This is a genomic window from Sedimentibacter sp. B4 (genome assembly GCF_000309315.1).
GTDB classification, from domain to species: Bacteria; Bacillota; Clostridia; order Tissierellales; family Sedimentibacteraceae; genus Sedimentibacter; species Sedimentibacter saalensis.
In genome coordinates, this window is the sequence record NZ_CANG01000030.1 from 51,407 (window position 1) to 76,203 (window position 24,797).

Here is a 24,797-nt window from a genome sequence, read left to right on the forward strand (position 1 = left end):
TTACCACACTGCTATGTGACCGTCGGCTCTTTTTTCTGTGCCGCCGCACAAAGTCCCCTCCTCTGTTCTGATTATTATCTGCCCTCTTCCAAAAGATGTTTCATCTGTTTGTATTTTTATTTCATGTCCTTTTTTTATAAGTTCTTTAACAACATGAACGGGAACATCGTATTCCACTTCAATATTCTTGTCTTTGATCCATTGCCATCTTGGTGCATCCAGTGCTTCCTGTGGATTTAAGTTAAAATCTATCATGTTCATAACTACCTGCATATGGCCCTGTGGCTGCATAAATCCTCCCATAACTCCGAAAGGTCCTACTGGTTTGCAGCCATGAGTTATGAATCCGGGTATTATTGTGTGGTATGGTTTTTTGTGAGGAGCTAGACAATTGTCATGATTGTTGTCATAATTAAAATTATGTCCCCTGTTTTGAAGAGCTATGCCTGTTTCTGGTACTACTATGCCTGAGCCAAAACCCATGTAGTTGCTTTGTATGTAAGAAACCATGTTTCCATCGCCGTCAGCAGTGCAAAGATAAACTGTTCCTCCGCTGTCCGGATCCCCTGCTTCCGGCATTTGAGCTGCATCATTTATCAAATCTCTTCTTTTTTCTGCAAAACTGTCACACAATAGTTTTTCAACTTCTGTTGTCATATGATTTTTGTCTGTTATGTACTTCCTGCCATCTGCAAAGGCAAGTTTCATTGCTTCAATTTGTTTGTGGATTGTATCTGCATCTTCTTTTTTGGAAAATTCATATCCCTTCAATATGTTAAGCGCCATGAGAGCAACAATGCCGTGTCCATTGGGAGGTATTTCCCATATGTCATATCCCCTGTAGTTTACGCTGATTGGCTCAACCCACTGTGGTTTGTAGTCGTTAAGATCTTTTCTTGAAAGAAATCCGCCGTGCTTTTCAAAAAAATATGAAATTTTATCAGCTATATCTCCTCTGTAAAAGGATTCAGCATTTGTTCTTCCTATGGATTCAAGGGTGTCTCCATGACATGGCAGTTTCCACAGTTCGCCATACCCTGGAGTTCTTCCGTCTTTTGTGAATGTATCAAACCATCCTTTGAATTCTTCACCATTTTGACCGCTGTAAATATTAAAAGCTCTATCCCATGCATTTTTTACAGTTACTGAAACTGCAAATCCGTTTCTTGCATAGCTTATGGCTGGTTTTAATACTTCTTCAAGTGATAATCTGCCGAACTTTTTAGAAAGCTCTGCCCATGCAGCAGGAGCTCCCGGAACTGTTACAGGAATAACTCCGTATTTTGGAATTTCCTTTAGGCCTCTGTCCTTTAATTTTTCTATGGAAATGCTGTATGGAGAATAACCGCTTGAGTTAAGCCCGTGTAGTTTATCCTTGAACCAAACTATTGCAAAGGCATCGCTTCCAATACCATTTGATGTGGGCTCAACAACTGTCAAACATGCTGCAGTGGCAATAGCAGCATCCACGGCATTTCCACCCTTCTTTAAAATTTCAAGTCCTGCCTGAGCTGCAAGAGGTTGTGATGTAGCAACCATGCCTTTTTGTCCGTAAACTAAGTTTCTTCTAGAATTGTACTTGTATTCAGATGGATTGTATTCCATGTTATCCTCCTATTATGAATTACCAGGGTCTTGCTCCTTCAAGCCATCCCTGTTCCTTCCAATAATTGTTGTCAGCTGGGTTAAACCCTCCGCCCCGCTGGGCATACCTCATTAAGTAAAACAAAATTCTAACCTTTAAATTTGGTGTTACATTTTTTGAAGTGCTGATGATTTTCGAACTTATTTTGTCAACTTTTTTTTCAATTTTATCCTTGTTTTCTTTTTTGACTCCGTCCCAGTTTATTGCTGCAACGCCTTTTCCAAACTTATAAATTTTTCCCACTCCCCAGAAAGAAAGGCTGTCGATCATATCTGTATTTGTCTTCCTCATGCCGGCTCCCGCTGCAGTGGTAACAACAAGCGCCATTTTCTTGAACATTGTTTTATTTGGTCTGTGAACCATCCATTGATATGCAAAATGATCAAGCAACGTTTTCATCTGCCCTGAAGCATGATATGCGTATACTGGGCTTGTGAAAATCAGCAAGTCTGCTTTTTCCATTGTCTCCTTGATTTTGTTCACCTGATCGAAATCCGGGCATAAATTTTCATTTTTCATGAAACATAAAGCGCAGCCTCTGCAGAAATTTGACATGTCTCTGGGAAGAAAAAATTCAGTCACTTCAGTAATTTCATTTTCAAGTTTTTTTAAAAATAATTGAGCTATGTTATAAGTGCTTCCTTTATGCTCAGTTCCATAAACAACAGCTACTTTCATTTCCCTCTCCTTATTATTTATAAATATTTATAAAAAGGGCAACAACTAAAAGTCATTGCCCGGATGATTTATTTAAATGTCACCTTTCAAACTAATATTAAACGTTAAGTTCTATATTTACACCTAGCAGTTCTTTGTTTTCTTCCAATATTGGCTTTATAGTTTCATTGTAGAACTCTTCCACCTGCTGAGGTGCCCTTCCTATATAATTGGAAGGATTTATAGTTGTATCTATTTCTTCCTTAGTCATGTTTATTATTTTACTTCCATACATTCTTTCTATGAGGTCATTTTGCTTTCCGAATTTTTTAACCTGTTCTGCAGACTGCATGGACAATACTCTTATTTCTTCATGAAGTTCCTGTCTGTTTCCGCCGCGCTTAACAGCTTCCATGATTATATTTTCAGTTGCCATGAACGGCAGTTCTTCAAGAATGTGCTTTTCAATTACTTTTTCGTTTACAACCATTCCATTGAAAACATTTATGGCAATTCCAAGCACTGCATCTGTTGCCAGAAAACCCTGAGGAATGCTCAGGCGCTTTATTGCAGAGTCATCTAATGTTCTTTCAAGCCACTGTGTTGTTACGGTGTTTGCCATGTTTGCTTCATTTGATATGATAAATCTTGAAAGCGATGCAATTCTTTCGCTTCTCATAGGATTTCTTTTGTATGCCATGGCCGAAGACCCTATCTGGCTTTTTTCAAACGGTTCTTCTATTTCCTTCTGGCTCTGGAGAATTCTTATGTCATTGGTAGCCTTGTGAAGACTCTGCGCTATTCCGCTTAAAGCAGCCAACACATAAAAATCTACCTTTCTTGTGTATGTCTGCCCTGTAAGCTTAAACGCTTCTTTAAAGCCCATTTTAGCGACCACAAGTTCTTCTAGTTTTTTCACTTTTTCACTGTCGTTGTCAAACAAGCTCATGAAACTTGCCTGAGTTCCTGTAGTTCCCTTTACTCCTCTTAATTTAACCATATCTATTACGTGATTGATTTCTTCATAATCAAGATACAGATCCTGAAGCCAGAGGCTGGCTCTCTTGCCTACTGTAGTAAGCTGGGCAGGCTGGTAGTGTGTGTATCCCAGGGCTGGCACATCTTTATACTTCATGCAGAAATCAGATAATACTTTAATAACATTTACAAGTTTCTTCCTAATTAAAAGAAGTGCTTCCTTCATGAGTATGGCATCAGTGTTGTCAACCACATACATGCTGGTTGCTCCAAGATGGATTATGGGCATTGCCTTAGGACATACGGTGCCAAAAGTATGGACATGAGCCATTACGTCATGTCTGAATTCTTTTTCTTTTTTAGCTGCAAGGTCGTAGTCAATATTATAAATGTTTGCTTTCATTTCATCTATTTGTTCATCAGTTATGTTAAGTCCTAATTCTTTTTCTCCTTCAGCCAATGCAATCCAAAGTTTTCTCCATGTGGAAAATCTGCTTTCATCTGAAAAAATGTAACTCATATCCTTGCTTGCGTAGCGGGTTATTAACGGGTTTTCATATGTATCTCTTGACATTTAATCTTTCCTACCTTCATTCTTAATTCTTAACTCTTAATTCTTAATTGCTTTTTTTAATATTCTATAACTAAATTAAAAAGAAGTAAACAATAAATTTGTTTACTTCCGTATATTTCGTTTTATTTATTTTGCATATTCTGTTGCTCTTGTTTCTCTTATGACATTTACTTTAATTTGTCCAGGGTATTCCATTTCTTCTTCAATTTTCTTAACTATGTCTTTAGCAATGAGGATTATGCTTGCATCGCTTGTAACTTCTGGTTTAACTACGATACGAATTTCTCTTCCTGCCTGAATAGCAAAAGATTTTTCTACCCCTTCAAATGAATTCGAAATTTCTTCTAATTTTTCCAAACGCTTGATATAAGTTTCAAGTGTTTCTCTTCTTGCTCCCGGTCTTGCTGCTGATATAGCGTCGGCTGCCTGAACCAATACTGCTTCAACAGACTGAGGTTCCACATCTCCGTGGTGAGCTGCAATACCGTTTATTACTGCTTTGCTTTCTTTATACTTTCTAGCCAAATCTTCGCCTATTGTAACATGAGGTCCTTCAACTTCATGGTCAACTGCCTTGCCTATGTCATGCAATAAACCTGCACGCTTAGCCAATTTAACATCAGCGCCTAATTCAGCTGCCATAATTCCAGCCAAATATGATACTTCAACAGAATGTTTCAATACGTTCTGACCGTAACTTGTTCTGAATTTCAATCTTCCCAGCAATCTTACAAGTTCAGGGTGAAGACCATGAACACCGGTGTCAAGAGTTGCTTGTTCACCTTCATCTTTGATTTGCTGTTCAACTTCTTTTTTGGCCTTTTCAACCATTTCTTCAATTCTTGCAGGATGTATTCTTCCATCTGCAATGAGTTTTTCAAGAGCTATTCTGGCAACTTCTCTTCTAATAGGATCAAATCCAGAAATTACTACGGCTTCTGGTGTGTCGTCTATTATTATATCTATACCCGTAAGTTGTTCAAGAGCCCTGATATTTCTACCTTCTCTTCCTATAATCCTGCCCTTCATTTCATCGTTAGGCAAGTCAACTACTGATACAGTTGTTTCCGCTACATGATCTGCAGAACATTTTTGAATTGCATATGTAACAATTTCACGTGCTTTTCTGTCTGCAGTTTCTTTGGCATCTCTCTCAATTTCTTTGACTGCTATTGAGGCTTCTTGTTCCGCTTCCCTCTTGATATTGTCGATTAACATGTTCTTTGCATCATCTGTTGACAATCCGGAAATTCTTTCTAATTCCTCGACCTGCTTTTCATGAATCGCTTCTAACTTATTTTGCTTTGTTTCAATATCTTTTAGTTTCTTTTGAAGCGTTTCTTCTTTCTTTTCAACAAGCATACTTTTGGAGTCGAGCATTTCTTCTTTTTTAATTAATCGTTTTTCTGATCTTTGTAATTCGTTTCTGCGTTCTTTGTTTTCTCTTTCGTACTCATTTCTCATTTTGTGAGCTTCATCTTTTGCTTCAACAAGTATTTCTTTTTTCTTTGTTTCGGCTTCTTTTGTTGCATCATCAACTATTCTTTTAGCTTCTTCTTCAGCACTACCTATTTTGCTTTCAGATATATTTTTACGAACTATAATTCCTACAATTATACCTATTATTGCGCAGATAATACCTACTATTACTTCTTTGAATAACAATTCAGCACCTCCCAATATTAAATTTTCAAGCTGCGAAATATATACATTCTTTACATATCCTATAGTATGAAAAATAAAAAATGTTTATCTTCTAAGTTATATTTAAATAGTAAAAGTTATTTCTTTATACTTGAATATACTATATTTTATAATTTTTTATGCCCAATGTCAAGATATAATGTTAAAGTTTGCAATTTTAGGCGTTTTATAAACTTCTGACAAGCTATGTTAGTTTACATATTTATATTTCGGTAATCTTTATTTTGCAAGAATATGAATTTTTATATAATTTTTGGCGAATTGTTGCATAAAATAATTTGTTAATGAAATAAGAGATTAAAAATATTGCAAACAATAAAAAAAGGCACATGAGTGCCTAAGGTTGATTATAAAAGAATATATTTGACGTTGTCATTCTGAGAGCTTGCTCGAAGAATCTCATGTTTCAACAAAGATGAGATCCTTCACTATCGTTCAGGATGACAGCGTCAAAGTTTGTCAATAAGTCTAAGGCACATGAGTGCCTATTAATCATCTAAATCATTTTTTTCAGTATCGTCGGAGCTTAAATTAATGTCTCCCATTTCAAATTTTTCTCTTACTTTCTTTTCTATTTCTTCCATGAGCTCAGGGTTAGCCAGCAAGAATTCCTTTGAATTTTCTCTCCCTTGGCCTATCCTGTTGCTTTCGTAGGAATACCATGCCCCTGCTTTGTTAACAACATTGGCTTCCACAGCCATGTCAAGAATGCAGCCTTCCTTTGATATTCCTTTGCCGTATATAATGTCAAATTCAGCCTGCTTGAATGGAGGAGCAACCTTATTTTTCACTACTTTTACTCTTGTTCTGTTTCCATATACTTCATCGCCTTTTTTCAATGATTCGATTCTTCTTACATCAAGCCTCATTGATGAGTAAAATTTAAGTGCTCGTCCGCCGGTTGTTACTTCAGGATTTCCAAACATTATGCCTACCTTTTCACGGAGCTGATTTATAAATATGGCAACTGTGTTAGATTTGCTTATGGCTCCGGCCAGCTTTCTCAAAGCCTGTGACATGAGTCTTGCCTGCAGACCAACATGAGAATCTCCCATGTCTCCGTCGATTTCAGCTTTAGGAACAAGAGCTGCAACAGAGTCAACAACTATTACATCCACAGCACCACTTCTTACTAAAGCTTCTGCAATTTCAAGTCCTTGCTCTCCTGTGTCCGGCTGGGATATAATTAAATCTTCAATAGAAACTCCAAGTTTTTTGGCATATCCAGGATCGAGGGCGTGTTCTGCATCTATGAATGCTGCTATGCCACCCCTTTTTTGTGATTCAGCTACTATATGTAATGCCACTGTTGTCTTACCAGATGACTCAGGTCCAAATATTTCAATGATTCTTCCTTTAGGTACTCCGCCGATTCCTGTTGCAATGTCAAGAGGCAGCGCACCTGTTGGTATGGATTCTATATTCAATTTGGCATTTTCTCCAAGCTTCATTATAGAACCTTTTCCAAATTGTTTTTCTATTTGAGCAATTGCCAGCTCAAGGGCCTTATCTTTTTCCATTTCACGACTCCTTCTTAGAACATTTGTTCTCTTTAATTATATATATAAATCTTTGCCTTGTCAACTAAAACTTATGCCGTTCATTATATTTTAAACTCATGAACGTTTCCGGGATACTCTCGCTCACAATAATTTAATCAAAAACGCCTCTGTTGAGGCGTTTAATACTTTAATCCCTTATAACATTCATATTTTCATAAATGTAAGTTGCACCTGAAGTTACTGTCAAAAGAACAACTACAGCAACTAATGGATTAACCCAGCCGTTTGTAAATGCAAAATATCCTGTGTAGTTAAAAAGAACCACAACAATCAAAATCATCTGGAAAACAGTCTTAATCTTGCCCCATGGATTTGCAGCTATTGTAACTCCCTTGGAAGCAGCCAGGGTTCTGAAGCCTGAAACAAGAAACTCCCTGGAAATTATAAGCACAACAACCCAAGCGCTCATGTATCCCATTTCAACAAACGCAATAAATGCTGAAGCCGTCAGAAGTTTATCTGCCAAAGGATCCATGAACTTACCGAAATCAGTTACTAAATTATCTCTTCTTGCAATGTATCCGTCAATTGCATCAGTTACTGCAGCAGCTATGAAGATTATAAGAGGCAAAAAGCGGAACACTCCCTTTGTAACATAAAGAAAAAACAAAAACAGTGGTATTGCCAAAACTCTGAGAACTGTAAGCTTGTTTGGCAAATTCATTTTTTTAAACCAATCCATCAACCACATCTCCTATCAAATCATATTCTAAGGCATCATTTATATTGACTTTGTAAATATTGCCTATAACAAGTTCTTCATCAGATGTAACATATACACAGCCGTCAATTTCTATGGAATCCATGTATGTTCTTCCCACATATATGTTCTCCACATCTTTTTCTTCAATGAGAACATCATATGTTCTGCCGATTTTTGAAAGGCTGTTTTCGTAGGATATTCCAAGCTGAAGCTCCATGAGTTCATTGTGTCTTTGTTCCATAACTTCTTCATCAATCTGATCCGGAAGTTTGTAAGCAGGAGTGTTTTCTTCTCTTGAATACTTGAATATTCCTACCCTGTCAAGCTTGTACTTAAGTAAAAACTGTTTCAGTTCTTCATGTTCTTCTTCAGTTTCACCAGGGAAGCCTGTTATGAGAGAAGTTCTGATTACAGCACCTTCAACTTCTTTTCTTATTTTTTCAATTAAACCCTTAATCTCTTTACTGCTTGTGTTACGGTTCATTCTTTTTAAAATTCTGTCATTTATGTGCTGCATTGGTATGTCAAAATATTTAAGAAGCTTTGGATTATTTTTAAATTCATCAATCAGTTCATCGTAAATATCTTCTGGGTAGAGATAATGTACTCTTATCCACTGGACTTCTTCTATTTCCGATACTTTTTGTATAACTTCGTGAAGCTTTCTTTCATTGTAAATATCAAGTCCATACTTGCTTGTATCCTGAGCGATAATAATTATTTCTTTTGCTCCATTTTTAGCAAGTGATTTTGCTTCTTCAACTATGCTTTCTATTTTACGGCTCTTGTAAGGGCCTCTAAGCTGCGGTATAACGCAGTAAGTGCAGTTGTTGGAGCAACCTTCAGCAATTTTCAGATAAGCGTACCACTTTGAAGTCAAAGGGTTTCTAGGAAGATCCATATCGATGTCAAGCTCAATTTTTGTGTCAACAACCAGCTCTTTTTTCTTTTCATATTCATCGATGTATTCATCGATTTTTTCAAATCCGCTTGTTCCTATTATCACATCCACTTCAGGAATTTCCTTGGCAAGCTCTTCACCAAATCTTTGAGAAAGACAGCCTGTAACAACTATTTTGGCTTTCTTGTTCACATTGTTTTTTATGTCTGCTGCTGATATGATTGCATTTACAGACTCCTGCTGAGCGTCGTTTATGAACGAGCATGTGTTGATTATGATGTAATCTGCCTTGTCAGCATAGTCTGTAACTTTGTATCCTTTTTTTGTTAATATACCCAGCATGTTTTCTGAATCCACAAGATTCTTTGAGCATCCCAGGGAATGCATGTAAATTTTCTTCATTAATTTCCTCTCATTTCGTCTAATTCTTCTTTTGTTATAAGTACCTTACGAGGTTTGCTTCCTTCGTGCCCGCCCACAATGCCTCTTTCTTCAAGCTGGTCAATGATTCTTGCAGCCCTCGAGTAACCAACCTTGAACTTTCTCTGAATGTACGAAGCTGAAGCCTGGCCGTCCTGAACAACCATTTCAATTGCCTGTTCCAGGAATTCGTCAGCATCTTCATCTTGTACCTGTGCTTTTTCAATTTCTTCTATTATTTCGTTTTGTTTGCCTGTTTTTATTTCTATCTGCTGTTCCTTTATGCTTTCTACAACTCTTTTAATCTCATCATCTGATATAAATGTTCCTTGAATACGAACAGGCTTTGGAAGCCCCATTGGATGGTAAAGCATGTCTCCCTTGCCCAGAAGCTTTTCTGCCCCCCCCGTATCAAGTATAGTTCTTGAGTCTATGTGGGATGAAACAGCAAATGCTATTCTTGATGGTATATTAGCCTTTATAACACCGGTTATAACGTCAACAGAAGGTCTTTGAGTTGCAATTACAAGATGTATGCCGCAGGCTCTTGCAAGCTGGGCAATTCTTGTGATGTATTCCTCAACCTCAGTGGAAGCAACCATCATGAGATCTGCAAGTTCATCTATTATTATTACAATCTGCGGCATTTTTTCGCCATTTTCCCTAAGCATCTTTTCATTATAAGTATGAATGTCTCTTACGCTGTTAGATGCAAAAACCTTGTAGCGGTTTGTCATTTCTGAAACCGCCCAGTTAAGAGCATTAGCAGCTTTTCTGGGATCTGTAACAACAGGTATCAATAAATGAGGCAGTCCGTTATAGACGCTCAGTTCAACTACCTTTGGGTCCACAAGTATAAGTTTTACTTCATCAGGCTTTCCCTTGAATAAAATGCTCATTATGAGTGAGTTGATGCACACGCTCTTACCTGAACCTGTTGCTCCTGCTATTAAAAGGTGAGGCATCTTGTCAATGCTTGCAATAATATTTTTGCCGGCAATGTCTTTTCCAAGAGCAAAAGGAATGTTTGAAGAAACTGCTTTGTATTCTTTTGACTCAATAAGGCTTCTTAAATAAACGCTGGTCTTGTTCCTGTTTGGTACTTCAATTCCTATGGCAGCTTTACCCGGTATGGGAGCTTCCATACGTATTTCTGAAGTTGCAAGGGCAAGAGCTATGTCATTTGAAAGCCCTGTGATTCGGCTTACCTTTATTCCCGGTGCCGGTTGAATCTCATATCTTGTTATTGTAGGACCTTTGTTTATTTGCGTGATATTGCACGGAATATTGAAATTGTTCAGCGTTTCAATAAGTTTTTCTCCGTCCTTCTTCAAATCTTCCTTGTCCCCTTTTGCCTGCTGTGGAATTGGATCTAAAAGAGATGTTGGAGGAAGTTTATATTTGTCTGCCTTTACTCCTGCAATGTTTATGATGTCATCAGTAATTTCTTTTGCTTCGAATTTTTCCTTAATCTTCTTATCTTCGGTTTTTTCCTGATTTTTATCTTCAACTGCTGCTATGTTGTCATGCATGTCATGAATTACCGGTTCTTTTGTTTCTGTCTTTCTGACTTGCTGAGCTTCCTGCAATAATTTTGATTCATCTTTTTTATAGTCATCAAGCTTAAGCTGAGTAATTTCTGCTTTCTTACTATCAGAAGACGGGTTTAAATAATCGTAAATTTTTATGTTTTCCTGTTCCTCAAGTTCTTTTGTCTTTTTTTCCTGTTTTGATTGAGCTTTCTTTTGTGAATCTTCTGTTTCCGTAAACATGAAATTGTATATAGCTCTCACAAATTTCTGTATGTATCCCATTACTAGCTTAAAAATTCCAATTAAGCTCTGGTTTGTCAGAAGTATGAAGAATGAGAATAAAAGCGCCCCAAGAATTATGTAGGTTCCGTTTTTTCCCACCAGCTTAACAAAAATAAACGTGAGCAGGTTTCCAATCAGGCCTCCGCCTAGATTATTTATGCCATTGTTAATGGAAGATTTCATTATTTCATTAAAAGTGCTTGTTCCCGTGAGCAGACTGTAAATACTGCTGTTGGAAAGAGCTGAATACATGATGTAGCATGTAAAAAATCCAAGTACAGCAACAACCTGGTTGCTGTCATTAAATACTATTATATTCAATAAACGCATTATTCCTATTGTCAAAATAAAATACGGAAGAACTTCCGAACCCTTGCCAAAAACAGAATGGGTAAATAAGTTTATTGTCTTTCCTACGATGCCTGTCTGGTTTTCCTTGGATGTTACAACTATTAAAAACACAGCAAAAGCTACAATAAAAATCCCCATTATTTCTTTTTTAAGCAATTCAACATTGTCATTTTTCAATGATTTTGTGCTTGTACTTTTTTTTCTTACAGTTGCTTTTGTTTTATTTTCAGTTTGTGACTTAGCCATTTGATACAGCGTCCCCCTGTTTTTTCTAAATTTAATTATATCATATTACAACGCTAATCCGCAATGATTATTTGACTCTCAAAATCATCATGAGTTGCTATTTTTGTCGATTAAATCTCTTAGTATAGTCATAGCGCTGCTGAATCCGCCTATCTCGTCAATGAGCCCTATGTCAACAACTTCATCAGCATTTAATACTGTTCCCACATCATTAGCTATTTCATCTGTGTCATACATGTACTTAAGAAGAGCTTCCCTGTTTACCCTTGAATTAGAAACAATGAAGTTAGTGATTCTTTCCTGCATCTTCTGGAAATATCTGAAGGTTTGAGGAACACCTATTACAAAACCGTTTGTGCGTATGGGATGTATTGTCATAGTTCCTGTTGGTGCAATAAGAGAATATCTTGCTGATACAGCAAGAGCTGTTCCAATGCTGTGCCCTCCCCCAAGAACCAGTGATACGGTTGGTTTTGTAATGCTTGCAATAAGCTCTGATATGGCAAGACCAGCCTCCACATCGCCTCCTATGGTGTTTATAAGCAATAAAACTCCCTTTATCTGAGGGTCCATTTCAGCACCTATTATCATAGGTATTATGTGCTCGTACTTTGTTGTCTTGCTCTGTGGAGGAAGTGAATTGTGTCCTTCAATTTCTCCTATGATGCTTATAAAGCAAATATCCTTCACAGGATTTATGTCTGTTACGCTACCGACTTCTTTTACATTTTCAAGCTGCTCATCGGAATCAGAATCATTTTTGTTGTTGCTTCCGCTGAACAAAAATGGGTTTGCCGGCTCTTGATTGTTGTTTATGTTGGTTCTTCCGTCCTGATTTGTGTTGCCTTCGTACCTGCTGTTTGAGTTTTTATTAATGTTGTTTGAGTATTGTACTGAACTTTGTCTTTCATTTTGATTGTTGCCGGAAATATTTGTTTTCATACTTAAGTCCAAATTATTTAATGCCACTTTATTATTAACTTGCATATTCTTGTTTTCCATATTACCTCCAAAAAAATAATCAGGTTTTTGATATCCTGATTATTCTTTGAAGTTTTGCATATTTTATTCACCGCATCATAAATTTCTATTCGTTTTCAATGATTATCATATCACTGCCGATTTTTTTTATATTTTTCCACAATATTTCTTTTCTTTTCGGTTCCTTGAAAAATCCGAAATGTGATGAATTTCCGGAAATAAAACTGATTATTTCTCCTGTTTTTTCTTCAATAACCAAGTCACAGTCACCAAAAATCCCCAAATTTTCTCCTGTGTCCACGTTTATTATTTCCTTGCTGTAAAGTTCGCTGAGCTTCACAATATCCCCCCTTTTACAATGAAAAATGAAGAATGAAGAATGAAGAATTGTGGTAAATTTCAGCTACTCTGAAATTTTTATTGCTATTAATTCTTAATTCTTAACTCTTAATTCTTAATTTACTATACGCCGGTGTGGCCGAAACCGCCTGCTCCTCTTTCGGTTTCATTTAATTCTTCAACCAGTTCAAAATCTGCCTGTTCATGTTTGATAAATACCATCTGAGCAATTCTGTCTCCTGAATTGATGGTGAAGTCTTTTTCTCCAAGATTTATTAAAATAACCTTTATTTCTCCGCGGTAGTCGGAATCAATTGTGCCTATTCCATTAACAAGGCTTATGCCGTGTTTTATTGCAAGACCGCTTCTTGCTCTCACCTGTGCTTCATAGCCTTGTGGTATTTCAATGAACAGTCCTGTGGGCACAAGATATCTTTCCATTGGTTTTAAAACAACAGGGCTTTCAACATTTGCCTGAAGGTCAACTCCTGCTGAACCTTTAGTTTCATATTCCGGTAATTTGAACGGATTGTTTTTAACAATTTTAATCTTCATATTTTTCTCCAAGCACTTTATTTATTTTATCTTCAATGTCTTTGTTTTTGTTCAGATTTCCTGTAAATGTTATGCTTAAACTATCAATGTCGAACAACTTTGCTGCAACATTTAAAACATCTTCCTTTTTAACGTTGTTGATACTTTCAATCACTTCTTCAGGATATTGTATTTCATTGTATAAAAGCTCTCTTCGCCCTATGGATGACATGCGGCTGGATGTACTTTCAAGGCCCAGTATGTAGTTTCCTTTAATCTGCTGTTTTGCTCTGTTGAACTCCTCATCAGAGATGTTTCCATTTTTAATGCTTATCATTTCTTTTAAAATTGTCCTCAAAGCATCTTCTGCCTGATTGTAGGACATTCCTGCATAAATGCTGAAAATTCCTGTGTTGGAATAATTAGAAACAAAGGAATAAATTGAATACACAAGCCCTTTTTTTTCTCTGACTTCCTGGAATATTCTTGAACTCATTGTCCCGCCGAAAAGGTTGTTCAGCACCAGAAGAGGATAGTAATTTTTATCGTGTCTTCCGATTGTCTTGTTTCCTATACACATGTGCAGTTGTTCTAAATCCTTGTTGACACCCACAACGCTTCTTTTGTATTCTGCTTCCGGATCAACGTGCTTAATGTTGTCATTGTTCCAGTCCTTGAATTTCTCGTTGATCATCTGCACGAATTCTTGTTCGTCAAAGCTTCCTGCCACTGCAATAACAGTGTTGTAAGGTGTGTAGTTCTTTTTCATGTATTCCACAACTTTTTTAGTTGTGAATGTTTTTAAATTTTCTTCTGTACCAAGAATGTTGTAAGCCATAGGACTGTTTTTAAAAATCAACTCTGTAAGCTTATCGTGTACAACGTCCTCCGGAGAATCTTCATACATTTTAATTTCTTCTATTACAACTGATATTTCCTTGTCTATTTCTTCCTGCTGGAACAAGGAATTGAAAAACATGTCAGAAAGTATGTCTACAGCGTCTTTTATATTTTCATCAAGCACCTTAACGTAAAAGCATGTGCATTCTTTGCTTGTGAAAGCATTGAGCTGACCCCCGAGGTTGTCAATATCTTCTGCAATTTCATTTGCCTTTCTGTTTTCTGTTCCTTTGAAAAGCATGTGTTCAATGAAATGAGACAATCCGTTTGTTTCTTCATTTTCATTGTTTGAACCCACATTAACCCAAATTCCAATGGATGCAGATTTTACATAATCTATTTTTTCCATCACAATTCTGATGCCGTTATCCAAAGTGTGTTTCTTAATCATATTTCCTCCATTATTTTATCATTTGCATTCTAACAGCTCATAAGCATAAACTTCGCTTAAAAATCTCATCCTAGAATTGCTGCACCTTGTAGCCAATAGAAGCACAATAATTGCTGCCATAAGAATTATTACTATAATTCTTCTGATAAACGCTATGTTATTTAAAAAAAATCTCATAAAAATCCCCCTTATAATAATGTATTATTAAAAGGGTCTATTTATGATTTGCCAAATAAATATTTTACTACATTCGTATATTATCAAATTTTTGCAAAAAATACAACTGTTTTATGTGTAATGAAATCTATATTCACAATGTATTAGATTAATTGAAATAAAAGCACTTCTGAAGCAACATGATATTACTGATCAAAGAAGCGTAAAATTATATAAAATAAAAAATAACAAAATCAATGACCTTTGTCATGATATTGTTATCTTATAGTTGTTAGTTATTTTCAGTTTCTTTCAGAGCATCTTTTCTTGAAAGTTTGATTTTGCCTTGCTGGTCAATTTCAATTACTTTTACAAGGATTTCATCTCCAACATTCAGCACATCTTCAACTTTTGCAACTCTCTTGTCGGAAATCTGTGATATGTGAAGAAGTCCGTCTTTGTTGTCAGTAAGTTCTACGAAAGCTCCGAATGTTGCCAATCTTACAACTTTACCAAGTATTATCTCTCCGACTTCGATTTCTTTTACGATGCCTTCAATTATTTTCTTAGCTTTGTAAGCACTTTCAACGTTTTCTGCTGCTATTAATACTGAACCGTCGTCTTCAATATCAATTTTAACTCCAGTTTCTTCAATAATCTTGTTGATTACTTTTCCGCCTGCACCAATAACGTCTCTTATCTTGTCAGGTTTAATTGTCATCTTGATTATCTTTGGAGCGTACTTGCTAACTTCTTCTCTAGGTTTGTCAATGCATGCAAGCATTTTGTCAAGAATGAACAATCTGCCTGTATGTGCTTTTTCAAGTGCCTGAGTAAGAATCAATTTGTCAATTCCATGAACTTTCATATCCATTTGAATTGCTGTTATTCCTTCAGCAGTTCCGGCAACCTTGAAGTCCATGTCTCCCAAAAAGTCTTCCATTCCCTGAATATCAGTAAGAACAGCCACATCATCGCCTTCTTTTATTAATCCCATTGCAACGCCTGCTACAGGAGCTTTAATAGGAACACCAGCATCCATTAAAGACATTGTGCTGCCGCACACACTTGCCTGAGAAGTTGATCCGTTTGAGCTTAAAACTTCTGAAACAAGTCTTATAGTATAAGGGAATACATCAACACTTGGAATAACAGGTTCCAATGCTCTTTCAGCCAACGCGCCGTGGCCTATTTCTCTTCTTCCAGGTCCTCTAGATGGTTTAGTTTCACCAACTGAATATGAAGGGAAATTGTAGTGGTGCATGTAACGTTTAGAAGTTTCTTCGGAAATTCCGTCTAAAGTTTGTTCATCGCTGGAAACACCCAGTGTTGCAACTGTAAGAACTTGTGTCTGGCCTCTTGTGAAAAGTCCTGAACCGTGAGTTCTTGGCAATAAACCAACTTCACATGTAATTTTTCTTATTTCATCTATTGTTCTGTTATCAGGTCTAATGCCTCTAACAAGTATGTTTTCTCTTACTTTTTCTTTTACGATTTTGTACAGAGAATCATCTATGTCAGCTGCATTTTCAGGATATTTTTCAAGGAATATTTCTTTTGCCACTGATTTAAAATTGTCGATTTTTTCTTGTCTTTCTAGTTTATCTTCAACAATTATAGCTTCATTGATTATAGGAGCAGCATATTCTCTTATTTCCTGTTCTATGTTTGCATCCGCAACAAACTTAACGTAGTCTGTTTTTAATTTGCCGACTTCATTTTGAATTTCGCTTATGAAATCACAAATTTTCTTTATTTCTTCATGAGCGAACATTATGGCATCAAGCATAACAGATTCTTTAATTTCATTTGCACCGGCTTCAACCATCATTATAGCGTCTTTTGTTCCTGCCACAGTAAGGTTTAAGATAGTTGCTTCTCTTTCTTTGCTGTTTGGGTTAACTATAAACTCGTTGTTAATGAGTCCTACATTAACTGCACCAGTTGGTCCTTCAAACGGAACGTCTGAAATTGACAATGCAATTGATGAACCTATCATGCCGGCAATCTCAGGAGAACAATCCTGATCAACTGACAACACTGTTACTACAACAGATACGTCATTTCTGTATCCTTTAGGGAACAACGGTCTCAAAGGTCTGTCAATCAAACGAGATGTAAGAATTGCCTTTTCCCCCGGTCTTCCTTCTCTTTTAATGAATCCTCCAGGAATTTTTCCTACGGAGTAAAGTTTTTCCTCATAATCCACACTCAGCGGGAAAAAATCTATGCCTTGTCTAGGCTCTTTTGATGCTGCCACATTGGCCATTATGACTGTGTCGCCATATTGTACAATACAGTTACCATTTGTAAGCTCTGCTATTTTGCCAACAGTAACTTTTAATTCTCTTCCGGCAAGCATGTATTTAAATACTCTTTCTTCCATTAGTACCTCCTTTTATATTTTTCTGTAAGGCTATTACCTCATTGCGTTTGTTCTACCAACGATTTCTCTTTCCCTAACGGAAAAGTTCTCGCGGAACATATCGCAGTTTCGTTCACCAATTTATCAGCTCCCTAACGGTCGCATAAATTGGGAACTCATTGCGTTTGACCTACCGCCATTTTTTTCTTCCTTCGGTCGAAAAAATGGGGTTAGGACATAAACAATAGAGCGGGTATCCCCCGCTCCTAAAATTATCTTCTTAATCCTAATCTTGCAACAATGCTTCTGTATCTTTCGATATCATTATCTTTTAAGTAGTTAAGAAAACCTCTTCTTTGTCCAACCATTTGCAGAAGACCTCTTCTTGAGTGATGGTCTTTTTTGTTTCCTTTTAAATGCTCTGTAAGGTTGTTAATTCTGAAAGTCAACAATGCAACTTGAACTTCCGGAGAACCTGTGTCCTTCTCGTTGATTCTGTATTGTTCGATAATTTGTGTTTTTTGTTCTTTATTCATTTCATACCTCCATGGTTTCTGTTTTATTTCACCATAATCCAAGCAATACGTTGAGGATTCGTAAAACTTAGGCTATGGAAACACAATAAATTCTACCATATTACATTATTTTTGTAAATAAAAATTTTGAATATTTACAATTATTTACAAAGCCTTGTCAAGAAAAACAATGTTTTGATTTTTTCCTATTGCTTTGTCAAATGTGAGCACCGAACCTGACTTGTTGGTAACTATTGTAAGGACTGCCTTCTCATCACCTGCCAAAACAAAATATCTTCCATCGGCCGGTACAACAATGCTGCTCTTATTATCTACAAAACCTATGTTTTTATTATAATCCATTTCAATTTCTTCGCAATAAATTGTGTAGTTGTCAACTAACAAATTGTTGGCCTCGTGAATTTTGCCTTCTTGAAGAAGGTTTCTCACAAGTGTGCTGCTAACAACAACGCCGTTGTACTTCACAGGATATATTTCTTCTACATCATATCCGTACTTGTCCGCAAACTCCTTAAGTGTGGAAATGCTGCCTGCTGCCTTGTATCCAAATGTAAAATTGTAGCCTACCACGATATTTTTTGCGTTGAATCTGTCCACAAGTACTTCCTTAATGAACTGTTCCGGAGTATACTTTGAAATAACTTCATCCAGTTCTATTTCAACAACATCTGTGACGTTGTATAATTTGAGTAGATCTAGTCTTGTAGGAAGGCTGTTTATATACTTTATGTTGAAAGTAGATTTTTTCAAATCTTTTTTTACAAATTTAAATGTTATTATTATGCTGTCTTCATTGGTTTCGCGGCTTAATTCAATCATCCGTCTGATTAGTGTGTCATGACCTATATGAATGCCGTCAAAATTACCAATTGCAATACATGATGCATTTTTCATATCTTCACCCGGCTTTTACATTAGTAATTTTTCTACTTTTATTATATTTTCATGCACTTTTTTTCCAATGCCCACAAGATTGTCTTTGCAGTATATGTAAAATTCATCACTTAAAATACTGCTTGTGTCGGCCGGTATTTCATTGCCGCAAACAAGTCTGTCAAAATAAAGTTCATCTGCTTCCACTCTTTCAAGGGGATATATGACATCCACCGGAATAAGGCATTCATGCAATCTGTTATTGTCGTTTAAAAATTTAAGTTCATCAAGGGTTACAGAATTTTCGATATGTAAACCTTTTGCATTTGTTCTAACCAGTACACCCATATGTCCCAGAGTTCCAAGCATGTCACCTATGTCATTGCAAAGTGTTCTCATATAAGTTCCCTTTGAACATTTGATTCTCATGAGAACTCTACTGCCGTCAAACTTAATAAGCTTTATTTCTTTTATATCAACAGTTTTTCCTGGTTTTTCCACTACTATGTTTTGTCTTGCATATTCATAGAGTTTCTTGCCGTTTAATTTCACAGCCGAAAATGCCGGAGGAACCTGAAGCTGTTCTCCTTCAAAACATTTTAAAACTCTTTCTATTTCTTCATAACTTACGTGAACATTTTCTTTTTTTTCAATTGTTTTGCCATAGCTGTCCTGGGTGTCAGTCTTTTCTCCCAATATCATTTCACAGATATATTCCTTGCTTCCGTTCATGAGATATTCACTGAACTTTGTTCCCTTGCCCACACAAATAACAAGCACTCCTGCCACATTAGGATCAAGTGTGCCTGCATGGCCGACCTTCTTGGTGTTTAATATTTTGCGCACGGAGCTTACAACATCGTGAGACGTCATTCCTGTAGGTTTTAAAATATTTAATATTCCGTTCATTATTCTCCAAAATATTCTTTAAAAGTATTAATCATTAATTTTTTAGTGTTTTCAACCGTGTCCTTAATCTCAAAGCCTGCAGCTTTTTTGTGTCCTCCGCCTCCGAATTTCAGAGATATTTCAGAAACGTCAATATCATTTTTGGATCTTAGGCTTACTTTTGTATTATTGTCCTCTGTTTCTTTAAGAACACATGAAACTTCAACTTCTTTTATTTCTCTTATGAATTCCACCACACCGTCAATGTCACCCATTGATGCATTGTTTGTTTCAAGAATTTTTTGGGTTATGGCAGTGATGCCAAATTTGTTACCGTAGTGAAGTTCAATTCCCTTTATACAGTCAATAAAAGCCTTTACCACATTAGCAGGCTTTGAATTGTACACTATGTTATCAACATCTGAAACATCAACTCCAAGTTCAATGAGCTCTGAGACCTTTATGTGAGTGAGGCTGCTTGTGTTTGAATAGCTGAACTTACCTGTATCTGTAAGAATGGCAACATAAATTAGAGTTGCAGTCTTTTTATTTATTTCCGTTCCTGACATTTTCATGATGTCGTACAAAAGCTCTCCCGTTGAACTCATTTCCGGGTCTATTATGTTTATGTCTGCAAAACTTTGGTTTGTTTTGTGGTGATCTATACATATGGTCTTTTTAGCGTTATTTGTTACATCCTTGAATTTTCCAAGCCTATCAGCGTCGCTTGTGTCAAGCATAAATAAAATGTCATATGTGGTATGGTCAATTTCTTTCATTATTGCATTTTCTTCTGCAAATGCCTTGTAATTAAAAGGCACATCTCCATCAATAAAAACATCAACTTTTTTATTTAATGGTTTTAAAAATTCGTATAGGGCCATTACAGACCCTATACAATCTCCGTCAGGCGCCTTGTGTCCTGCGATGCCGATATTACAAGAATTATTTACAAGTTCAAATATTTCTTCTACATCATTCATCATCAGATTCATCTTCGACCTTCCTGCTTGCTTCTTCTTCAATAACTTTGTTTATCAAACTGCTCATGTAAATTCCCTTTTCAATGGAGTCATCTTTTTCAAATATGAGTTCCGGAATTATGCGCATTTTTATTCTCTTGCCGATTTCTCTTCTTATAAATCCTTTGGCGCTGTGAAGAGCATCAAGTGTAGATTTTGTGTCACCGTATACTGATATAAATACTTTGGCGAATTTTAAATCCTCAGTAACATGTACATCAGTCACGCTTGTGAGCTCAGACAATCTTGGATCTTTAAGTTCGGTTCTGATTATTTCAGATATAACTCTTTGCATTTCACCTGACAATCTGCTGTTTCTTCTATTTGCCATGTTATACCTTCTTTCTTTTACTATCTTTTAATTTCTTCCATGATATAAGCTTCAAGAGAGTCGCCATCTCTTAAGTCATTGTATTTTTCTATGCCTATACCACCTTCATAGTTTGAATTCAACTCTGAAACGTCATCCTTGAATCTCTTCAATGAAGAAATTGTTCCGTCATGAATAACTATGTCGTTTCTTAAAACTCTGATTTTAGATTTTCTTGTAATTTTTCCGCTAGTTACATAAACTCCGGCAACTGTACCTATGTTAGGAACTTTGAATGTCTGACGAACATCTGCTCTTCCAAGTACAACTTCCCTGTAAATCGGAGCAAGCATACCCTTTACGGCCTGCTGAATATCTTCTATTGCCTGATAAATTATGTTGTACGTACGTATATCAACATTTTCTCTCTTTGCAAGTTCCATGGCTGCAATTGAAGGTCTTACGTTAAAACCTATAACTATTGCATTTGACGCTGAAGCCAGAAGAACGTCATTTTCATTTATTCCGCCTACACCGCCGTGAATTGGATTAACTTTAACTTCTTCCATGCTCAGTTTCAGAAGAGATTGCTTTACAGCTTCTATGGAGCCGCTTACATCTGCTTTAATTATGATGTTCAGATCTTTAACTTCACCCTTTTGGATTCTATCAAACAAGTCATCCAGTGAAACTTTTGAAGAAGCGTTCATGTGTTCCATGTGGCGTTTGTCTTTACGTTTTTCAGCTATGTTTTTTGCATCTTTTTCGCTGTCCATAACAGCAAGGATGTCTCCTGCATGAGGAGTTTCAGAAAGTCCGAGTATCTCAACAGGAACTGATGGACCAGCCTGATTGATTCTTTTTCCTTTACTGTTGAACATTGCTCTTACTTTGCCGTAAGCGCTGCCTACAAGAACAACATCACCTTTGTTCAATGTTCCTTTGTCTATTAATACTGTAGCAACAGGTCCTCTTCCTTTGTCAAGCTTTGCTTCAATGATTGTTCCTTTTGCTTTTCTGTTTGGATTTGCCTTGAGTTCCTGAACTTCAGCTACAAGAAGAATCATTTCTAACAAATCTTCTATACCCATGTGCTGCTTTGCTGAAACTGGAACAAATATAGTGTCTCCGCCCCATTCTTCAGAAACAATTCCTTGTTCGGAAAGCTCTTGTTTAACTCTGTCAATATTTGCAGCAGGTTTGTCGATTTTGTTAACTGCAACTATTATAGGAACTCCTGCAGCCTTTGCATGGTTTACTGCTTCTATTGTCTGAGGCATAACTCCGTCGTCTGCAGCAACAACCAAAATTGCAATGTCAGTAACCTTAGCTCCTCTTGCTCTCATGGATGTAAAAGCTTCATGCCCAGGTGTATCCAAAAATGTAATTTTCTTGCCCTTTATCTCAACCTGTGAAGCTCCTATGTGCTGAGTAATTCCGCCAGCTTCATGTTCTGTTACGGATGTGTTTCTTATAGCATCCAATAAAGATGTCTTGCCGTGGTCAACATGGCCCATTACAGTTACTATTGGAGGTCTTGGCATAAGATCTTTTTCATCGTCTTTGTCTTCCTTGAACATGGAATCTTCAAGATTTTGAAGTTCATCAACCATTTCAATTTTTGTAACCTTAGCACCCAGTTCTTCACCTATTAACACAGCTGTGTCAAAATCAATTTCCTGGTTCATGTTTGCCATTATTCCAAGAAGTATGAGTTTTGAAATAATTGCATTAACAGGAACTCCCAGCTTGTCGGCAAAAGTTCTTACAACTATAGTGTCTTCCATTTCCACATTTTTAATCTTCACTTGATGTGATTTCTGCTCAAGCTCAGCAGGTTTTTGCTGCTGGTACTGAGGCTTGTTTTTCTGCTGGAAAGGCTTCTTCTTGTTGTTATAATTGTTATTGTTGTTATTTGAATTGTTGTTATTGTTGTTATTTGAATTGTTGTTATTGTTGTTTGAATTGTTGTTTCTTGTCTGCTGCTGTGCTTTTACAGGCTGCTGTACCGGTTTTTTAGCCGGCGAGATCAGGCTCTTGTCAACTTTTTTAAGTTTTGCCTGGTTTAAATCAATATGTTCATCTACTAATGGTTCATCGTCTATTATAATATTTTTACCGCCTTTGACTGTCTTTGTTGTAGTTTTATTGTTGTTAATTAAATTTAATGCTTTTCTGAGCCTTATTACTTCAAGGTCAGTTAATGAACTCATATGGTTTTTAATTGAAATGCCCAGTTCCTGTTCTGCAATTCCAACTAAATCCTTACTGTTCAAGTCTAATTCCTTTGCAAGTTCGTATATTCTCATGCAACCACCTCCGGTTATAGGTTATTTAGTAAGTATGACGCAATGTTCTCGTCATTTACCGAAAGAACACTCACCATCTTCCTCCCGAGACATTTACCCAGGAGTTCCTTTTCTCCATACTCTATATGTTTACAGTTATGTTTTTCGCACACATACAGAATATTTTTTTTGGTTTTTTCTGATGCATCTGCTGCAATCAAAACCAATACACTTTTATTTTTTTCTATATTCAAACAAGTCACATCATATCCGATAGCAACTTTGCCGCCTTTGTTTGCAATGCCAATCATTGAATATATCTTATTATTCATTCTTGGCAATCTCCAATTTTATTGATTCATATATTTCTTCAGGAATTTCTGCTTCAAGAGATTTTGACAATCTTTTTGTTTTTATTGCTTTTTCAAAACATTCAGTTTTTTTGCAGATATAAGTGCCTCTGCCGTTAATTTTTCCTGTTGAATCAAACAAAATTTCATTATCTTTGTTCTTAACAATTCTGCACAATTCTTTTTTTGGAAAGCTCTCCATGCAGCCAATGCATTTTCTCATAGGTATTTTACGGGTTTTCATACTTCCTCCTTAGAGTTTCTTTCCTTCTCCTGCATTTCGCTGATAATATCTATTTTCCATCCTGTAAGTTTTGCTGCCAGCCTTACGTTTTGTCCTTCCTTGCCTATGGCAAGAGAAAGCTGATTGTCCGGAACAACAGCAACCGCACTTTTTTCTTTTTCATTTGCTGTTACCTTGACTATTTTAGCAGGTCCAAGGCTGTTTGCTATAAACTTTTCAGGGTCCTTGTCATAAATTATTATATCAATTTTTTCCTGACAAATTTCATCAATTATATTTTTAACTCTTGTACCCTTGTTTCCTACGCATGATCCAATAGGCTCAACGTTGGGGTCATGAGTGAACACGGCAATTTTTGTTCTGGAGCCGGCTTCTCTTGATATTGAATATATTTCAATTGTTCCGTCGTGAATTTCAGGAACTTCCAGTTCGAACAATCTTTTCACAAGGTTCGGATGGCTTCTTGAAAGCATTATGCTTGCGCCCTTTCCGGAGTTTTTAACTTCCACTATTACAGTCTTGACTCTGTCTCCAGGATTGTAAACTTCTCCAGGTATCTGTTCATTGGCAGTGATTACGCCTTCAATTTTTCCAAGATCCACATAAATGTTTCCCTTGCTTTCTCTTTGTACAACTCCTGTCAATATGTCTGACTCCCTGCCATAAAATTCACTGAAAATAGATTCTCTTTCAGCTTCTCTTATTTTTTGAAGAATTACCTGTCTTGCAGTCTGAGCAGCAATACGTCCGAAATCTTTCTTTGGCTTTATTTCAATTTTTACTACGTCTCCTACTTCATATCTTGAATCAATCTTTCTGGCATCTTCCAATGATATTTCAAGATTCTCGTCATTTACATCTTCTACTACATTCTTATCCTGAAAAAGTTTGTATTCACCGTTTGCTTCATCTATGTCTATGCTGAAGTTAGTTGCCTTAGCAAAATTTTTCTTGTATCCTGTTTCAAGTGCAGCTTTTATAGCCTCCAACACTACGTCCTGGCGAATTCCTTTTTCTTTTTCAAGTTCGCTTAACGCATTTAAAATCTCCTTGTTCATATATCCT

At 36.5% G+C, this 24,797-nt stretch carries 23 protein-coding genes; all 23 read right to left on the minus strand.

What is annotated here, in order from left to right:
- The gene (locus tag BN358_RS05205) at window positions 1–1,605 is read right to left on the minus strand and encodes a gamma-glutamyltransferase family protein (RefSeq protein ID WP_019226999.1); all 1,605 of its coding nucleotides are present in this window, start codon (window positions 1,603–1,605) and stop codon (window positions 1–3) included.
- Between the two features lie 19 nt (window positions 1,606–1,624).
- Window positions 1,625–2,323: a flavodoxin family protein gene (locus tag BN358_RS05210; protein ID WP_019226998.1), complete on the minus strand. Its 699-nt coding sequence runs from the start codon at window positions 2,321–2,323 to the stop codon at window positions 1,625–1,627.
- A gap of 97 nt (window positions 2,324–2,420) precedes the next feature.
- Complete coding sequence (purB, locus tag BN358_RS05215; protein WP_019226997.1) at window positions 2,421–3,854, minus strand: adenylosuccinate lyase; 1,434 nt, start codon at window positions 3,852–3,854, stop codon at window positions 2,421–2,423.
- A gap of 126 nt (window positions 3,855–3,980) precedes the next feature.
- A complete protein-coding gene (gene rny, locus BN358_RS05220; protein WP_019226996.1) occupies window positions 3,981–5,519 on the minus strand; it encodes a ribonuclease Y in 1,539 nt (512 codons plus the stop codon).
- Window positions 5,520–6,046: 527 nt separating this feature from the next.
- Window positions 6,047–7,078, minus strand: a complete 1,032-nt coding sequence (recA, locus tag BN358_RS05225) for a recombinase RecA (protein ID WP_019226995.1) — start codon at window positions 7,076–7,078, stop codon at window positions 6,047–6,049.
- A gap of 169 nt (window positions 7,079–7,247) precedes the next feature.
- Window positions 7,248–7,802: a CDP-diacylglycerol--glycerol-3-phosphate 3-phosphatidyltransferase gene (pgsA, locus tag BN358_RS05230; protein WP_019226994.1), complete on the minus strand. Its 555-nt coding sequence runs from the start codon at window positions 7,800–7,802 to the stop codon at window positions 7,248–7,250.
- Entirely contained in the window at window positions 7,789–9,126 is a 1,338-nt protein-coding gene (gene rimO / locus BN358_RS05235) for a 30S ribosomal protein S12 methylthiotransferase RimO (protein WP_019226993.1), read from the minus strand. Before rimO ends, pgsA begins: the two co-directional genes overlap by 14 nt.
- The gene (locus tag BN358_RS05240; protein ID WP_019226992.1) at window positions 9,126–11,555 is read right to left on the minus strand and encodes a DNA translocase FtsK; all 2,430 of its coding nucleotides are present in this window, start codon (window positions 11,553–11,555) and stop codon (window positions 9,126–9,128) included. Before BN358_RS05240 ends, rimO begins: the two co-directional genes overlap by 1 nt.
- Before the next feature lie 87 nt (window positions 11,556–11,642).
- Window positions 11,643–12,557, minus strand: coding sequence for an ATP-dependent Clp protease proteolytic subunit (locus BN358_RS05245; RefSeq protein ID WP_019226991.1), 915 nt, complete (start codon window positions 12,555–12,557; stop codon window positions 11,643–11,645).
- A gap of 85 nt (window positions 12,558–12,642) precedes the next feature.
- On the minus strand, window positions 12,643–12,876 hold the full coding sequence (locus BN358_RS05250) for a YlmC/YmxH family sporulation protein (RefSeq protein WP_019226990.1): 234 nt from the start codon (window positions 12,874–12,876) through the stop codon (window positions 12,643–12,645).
- Window positions 12,877–12,998: 122 nt separating this feature from the next.
- Window positions 12,999–13,430 carry a dUTP diphosphatase gene (dut, locus tag BN358_RS05255; protein WP_019226989.1) on the minus strand — a complete coding sequence of 144 codons (432 nt, stop codon included), beginning with the start codon at window positions 13,428–13,430 and terminating at the stop codon, window positions 12,999–13,001.
- Window positions 13,420–14,700, minus strand: a complete 1,281-nt coding sequence (locus tag BN358_RS05260; protein WP_019226988.1) for a pitrilysin family protein — start codon at window positions 14,698–14,700, stop codon at window positions 13,420–13,422. Before BN358_RS05260 ends, dut begins: the two co-directional genes overlap by 11 nt.
- A gap of 18 nt (window positions 14,701–14,718) precedes the next feature.
- Window positions 14,719–14,877, minus strand: coding sequence for a hypothetical protein (locus tag BN358_RS25975; RefSeq protein ID WP_019226987.1), 159 nt, complete (start codon window positions 14,875–14,877; stop codon window positions 14,719–14,721).
- 271 nt (window positions 14,878–15,148) lie between these two features.
- Entirely contained in the window at window positions 15,149–17,242 is a 2,094-nt protein-coding gene (locus BN358_RS05265; RefSeq protein WP_019226986.1) for a polyribonucleotide nucleotidyltransferase, read from the minus strand.
- Window positions 17,243–17,493: 251 nt separating this feature from the next.
- Window positions 17,494–17,757: a 30S ribosomal protein S15 gene (gene rpsO, locus BN358_RS05270; protein ID WP_019226985.1), complete on the minus strand. Its 264-nt coding sequence runs from the start codon at window positions 17,755–17,757 to the stop codon at window positions 17,494–17,496.
- A 144-nt stretch (window positions 17,758–17,901) separates the two neighbouring features.
- Complete coding sequence (locus BN358_RS05275; RefSeq protein ID WP_019226984.1) at window positions 17,902–18,651, minus strand: FAD synthetase family protein; 750 nt, start codon at window positions 18,649–18,651, stop codon at window positions 17,902–17,904.
- 15 nt (window positions 18,652–18,666) lie between these two features.
- Window positions 18,667–19,539: a tRNA pseudouridine(55) synthase TruB gene (gene truB / locus BN358_RS05280; RefSeq protein ID WP_019226983.1), complete on the minus strand. Its 873-nt coding sequence runs from the start codon at window positions 19,537–19,539 to the stop codon at window positions 18,667–18,669.
- Window positions 19,539–20,513, minus strand: a complete 975-nt coding sequence (locus tag BN358_RS05285; protein ID WP_019226982.1) for a bifunctional oligoribonuclease/PAP phosphatase NrnA — start codon at window positions 20,511–20,513, stop codon at window positions 19,539–19,541. Before BN358_RS05285 ends, truB begins: the two co-directional genes overlap by 1 nt.
- Entirely contained in the window at window positions 20,494–20,871 is a 378-nt protein-coding gene (gene rbfA, locus BN358_RS05290) for a 30S ribosome-binding factor RbfA (protein WP_019226981.1), read from the minus strand. The genes BN358_RS05285 and rbfA overlap by 20 nt, the downstream gene beginning before the upstream one ends.
- Before the next feature lie 20 nt (window positions 20,872–20,891).
- A complete protein-coding gene (infB, locus tag BN358_RS05295) occupies window positions 20,892–23,159 on the minus strand; it encodes a translation initiation factor IF-2 (RefSeq protein ID WP_019226980.1) in 2,268 nt (755 codons plus the stop codon).
- A gap of 14 nt (window positions 23,160–23,173) precedes the next feature.
- Window positions 23,174–23,470, minus strand: coding sequence for a ribosomal L7Ae/L30e/S12e/Gadd45 family protein (locus BN358_RS05300; protein ID WP_019226979.1), 297 nt, complete (start codon window positions 23,468–23,470; stop codon window positions 23,174–23,176).
- On the minus strand, window positions 23,463–23,732 hold the full coding sequence (rnpM, locus tag BN358_RS05305; protein ID WP_019226978.1) for an RNase P modulator RnpM: 270 nt from the start codon (window positions 23,730–23,732) through the stop codon (window positions 23,463–23,465). Before rnpM ends, BN358_RS05300 begins: the two co-directional genes overlap by 8 nt.
- Window positions 23,729–24,790: a transcription termination factor NusA gene (gene nusA, locus BN358_RS05310; protein WP_019226977.1), complete on the minus strand. Its 1,062-nt coding sequence runs from the start codon at window positions 24,788–24,790 to the stop codon at window positions 23,729–23,731. Before nusA ends, rnpM begins: the two co-directional genes overlap by 4 nt.
- Between the last annotated feature and the right edge of the window lie 7 nt (window positions 24,791–24,797).

Excerpts from the sequence above, each read along its gene's own strand:
- BN358_RS05205 (WP_019226999.1), bottom strand. The coding sequence starts at position 1,605 with ATGGAATACAATCCATCTGAATACAAGTACAATTCTAGAAGAAACTTA.
- BN358_RS05210 (WP_019226998.1), bottom strand. The coding sequence starts at position 2,323 with ATGAAAGTAGCTGTTGTTTATGGAACTGAGCATAAAGGAAGCACTTAT.
- nusA (WP_019226977.1), bottom strand. The coding sequence starts at position 24,790 with ATGAACAAGGAGATTTTAAATGCGTTAAGCGAACTTGAAAAAGAAAAA.
- BN358_RS05240 (WP_019226992.1), bottom strand. The coding sequence starts at position 11,555 with ATGGCTAAGTCACAAACTGAAAATAAAACAAAAGCAACTGTAAGAAAA.
- BN358_RS25975 (WP_019226987.1), bottom strand. The coding sequence starts at position 14,877 with ATGAGATTTTTTTTAAATAACATAGCGTTTATCAGAAGAATTATAGTA.
- pgsA (WP_019226994.1), bottom strand. The coding sequence starts at position 7,802 with ATGGATTGGTTTAAAAAAATGAATTTGCCAAACAAGCTTACAGTTCTC.
- BN358_RS05245 (WP_019226991.1), bottom strand. The coding sequence starts at position 12,557 with ATGGAAAACAAGAATATGCAAGTTAATAATAAAGTGGCATTAAATAAT.
- recA (WP_019226995.1), bottom strand. The coding sequence starts at position 7,078 with ATGGAAAAAGATAAGGCCCTTGAGCTGGCAATTGCTCAAATAGAAAAA.
- BN358_RS05265 (WP_019226986.1), bottom strand. The coding sequence starts at position 17,242 with ATGGAAGAAAGAGTATTTAAATACATGCTTGCCGGAAGAGAATTAAAA.
- BN358_RS05300 (WP_019226979.1), bottom strand. The coding sequence starts at position 23,470 with ATGAATAATAAGATATATTCAATGATTGGCATTGCAAACAAAGGCGGC.
- rnpM (WP_019226978.1), bottom strand. The coding sequence starts at position 23,732 with ATGAAAACCCGTAAAATACCTATGAGAAAATGCATTGGCTGCATGGAG.
- BN358_RS05275 (WP_019226984.1), bottom strand. The coding sequence starts at position 18,651 with ATGAAAAATGCATCATGTATTGCAATTGGTAATTTTGACGGCATTCAT.
- rpsO (WP_019226985.1), bottom strand. The coding sequence starts at position 17,757 with ATGAATAAAGAACAAAAAACACAAATTATCGAACAATACAGAATCAAC.
- truB (WP_019226983.1), bottom strand. The coding sequence starts at position 19,539 with ATGAACGGAATATTAAATATTTTAAAACCTACAGGAATGACGTCTCAC.
- BN358_RS05285 (WP_019226982.1), bottom strand. The coding sequence starts at position 20,513 with ATGAATCTGATGATGAATGATGTAGAAGAAATATTTGAACTTGTAAAT.
- infB (WP_019226980.1), bottom strand. The coding sequence starts at position 23,159 with ATGAGAATATACGAACTTGCAAAGGAATTAGACTTGAACAGTAAGGAT.
- rimO (WP_019226993.1), bottom strand. The coding sequence starts at position 9,126 with ATGAAGAAAATTTACATGCATTCCCTGGGATGCTCAAAGAATCTTGTG.
- purB (WP_019226997.1), bottom strand. The coding sequence starts at position 3,854 with ATGTCAAGAGATACATATGAAAACCCGTTAATAACCCGCTACGCAAGC.
- rbfA (WP_019226981.1), bottom strand. The coding sequence starts at position 20,871 with ATGGCAAATAGAAGAAACAGCAGATTGTCAGGTGAAATGCAAAGAGTT.
- BN358_RS05260 (WP_019226988.1), bottom strand. The coding sequence starts at position 14,700 with ATGATTAAGAAACACACTTTGGATAACGGCATCAGAATTGTGATGGAA.
- dut (WP_019226989.1), bottom strand. The coding sequence starts at position 13,430 with ATGAAGATTAAAATTGTTAAAAACAATCCGTTCAAATTACCGGAATAT.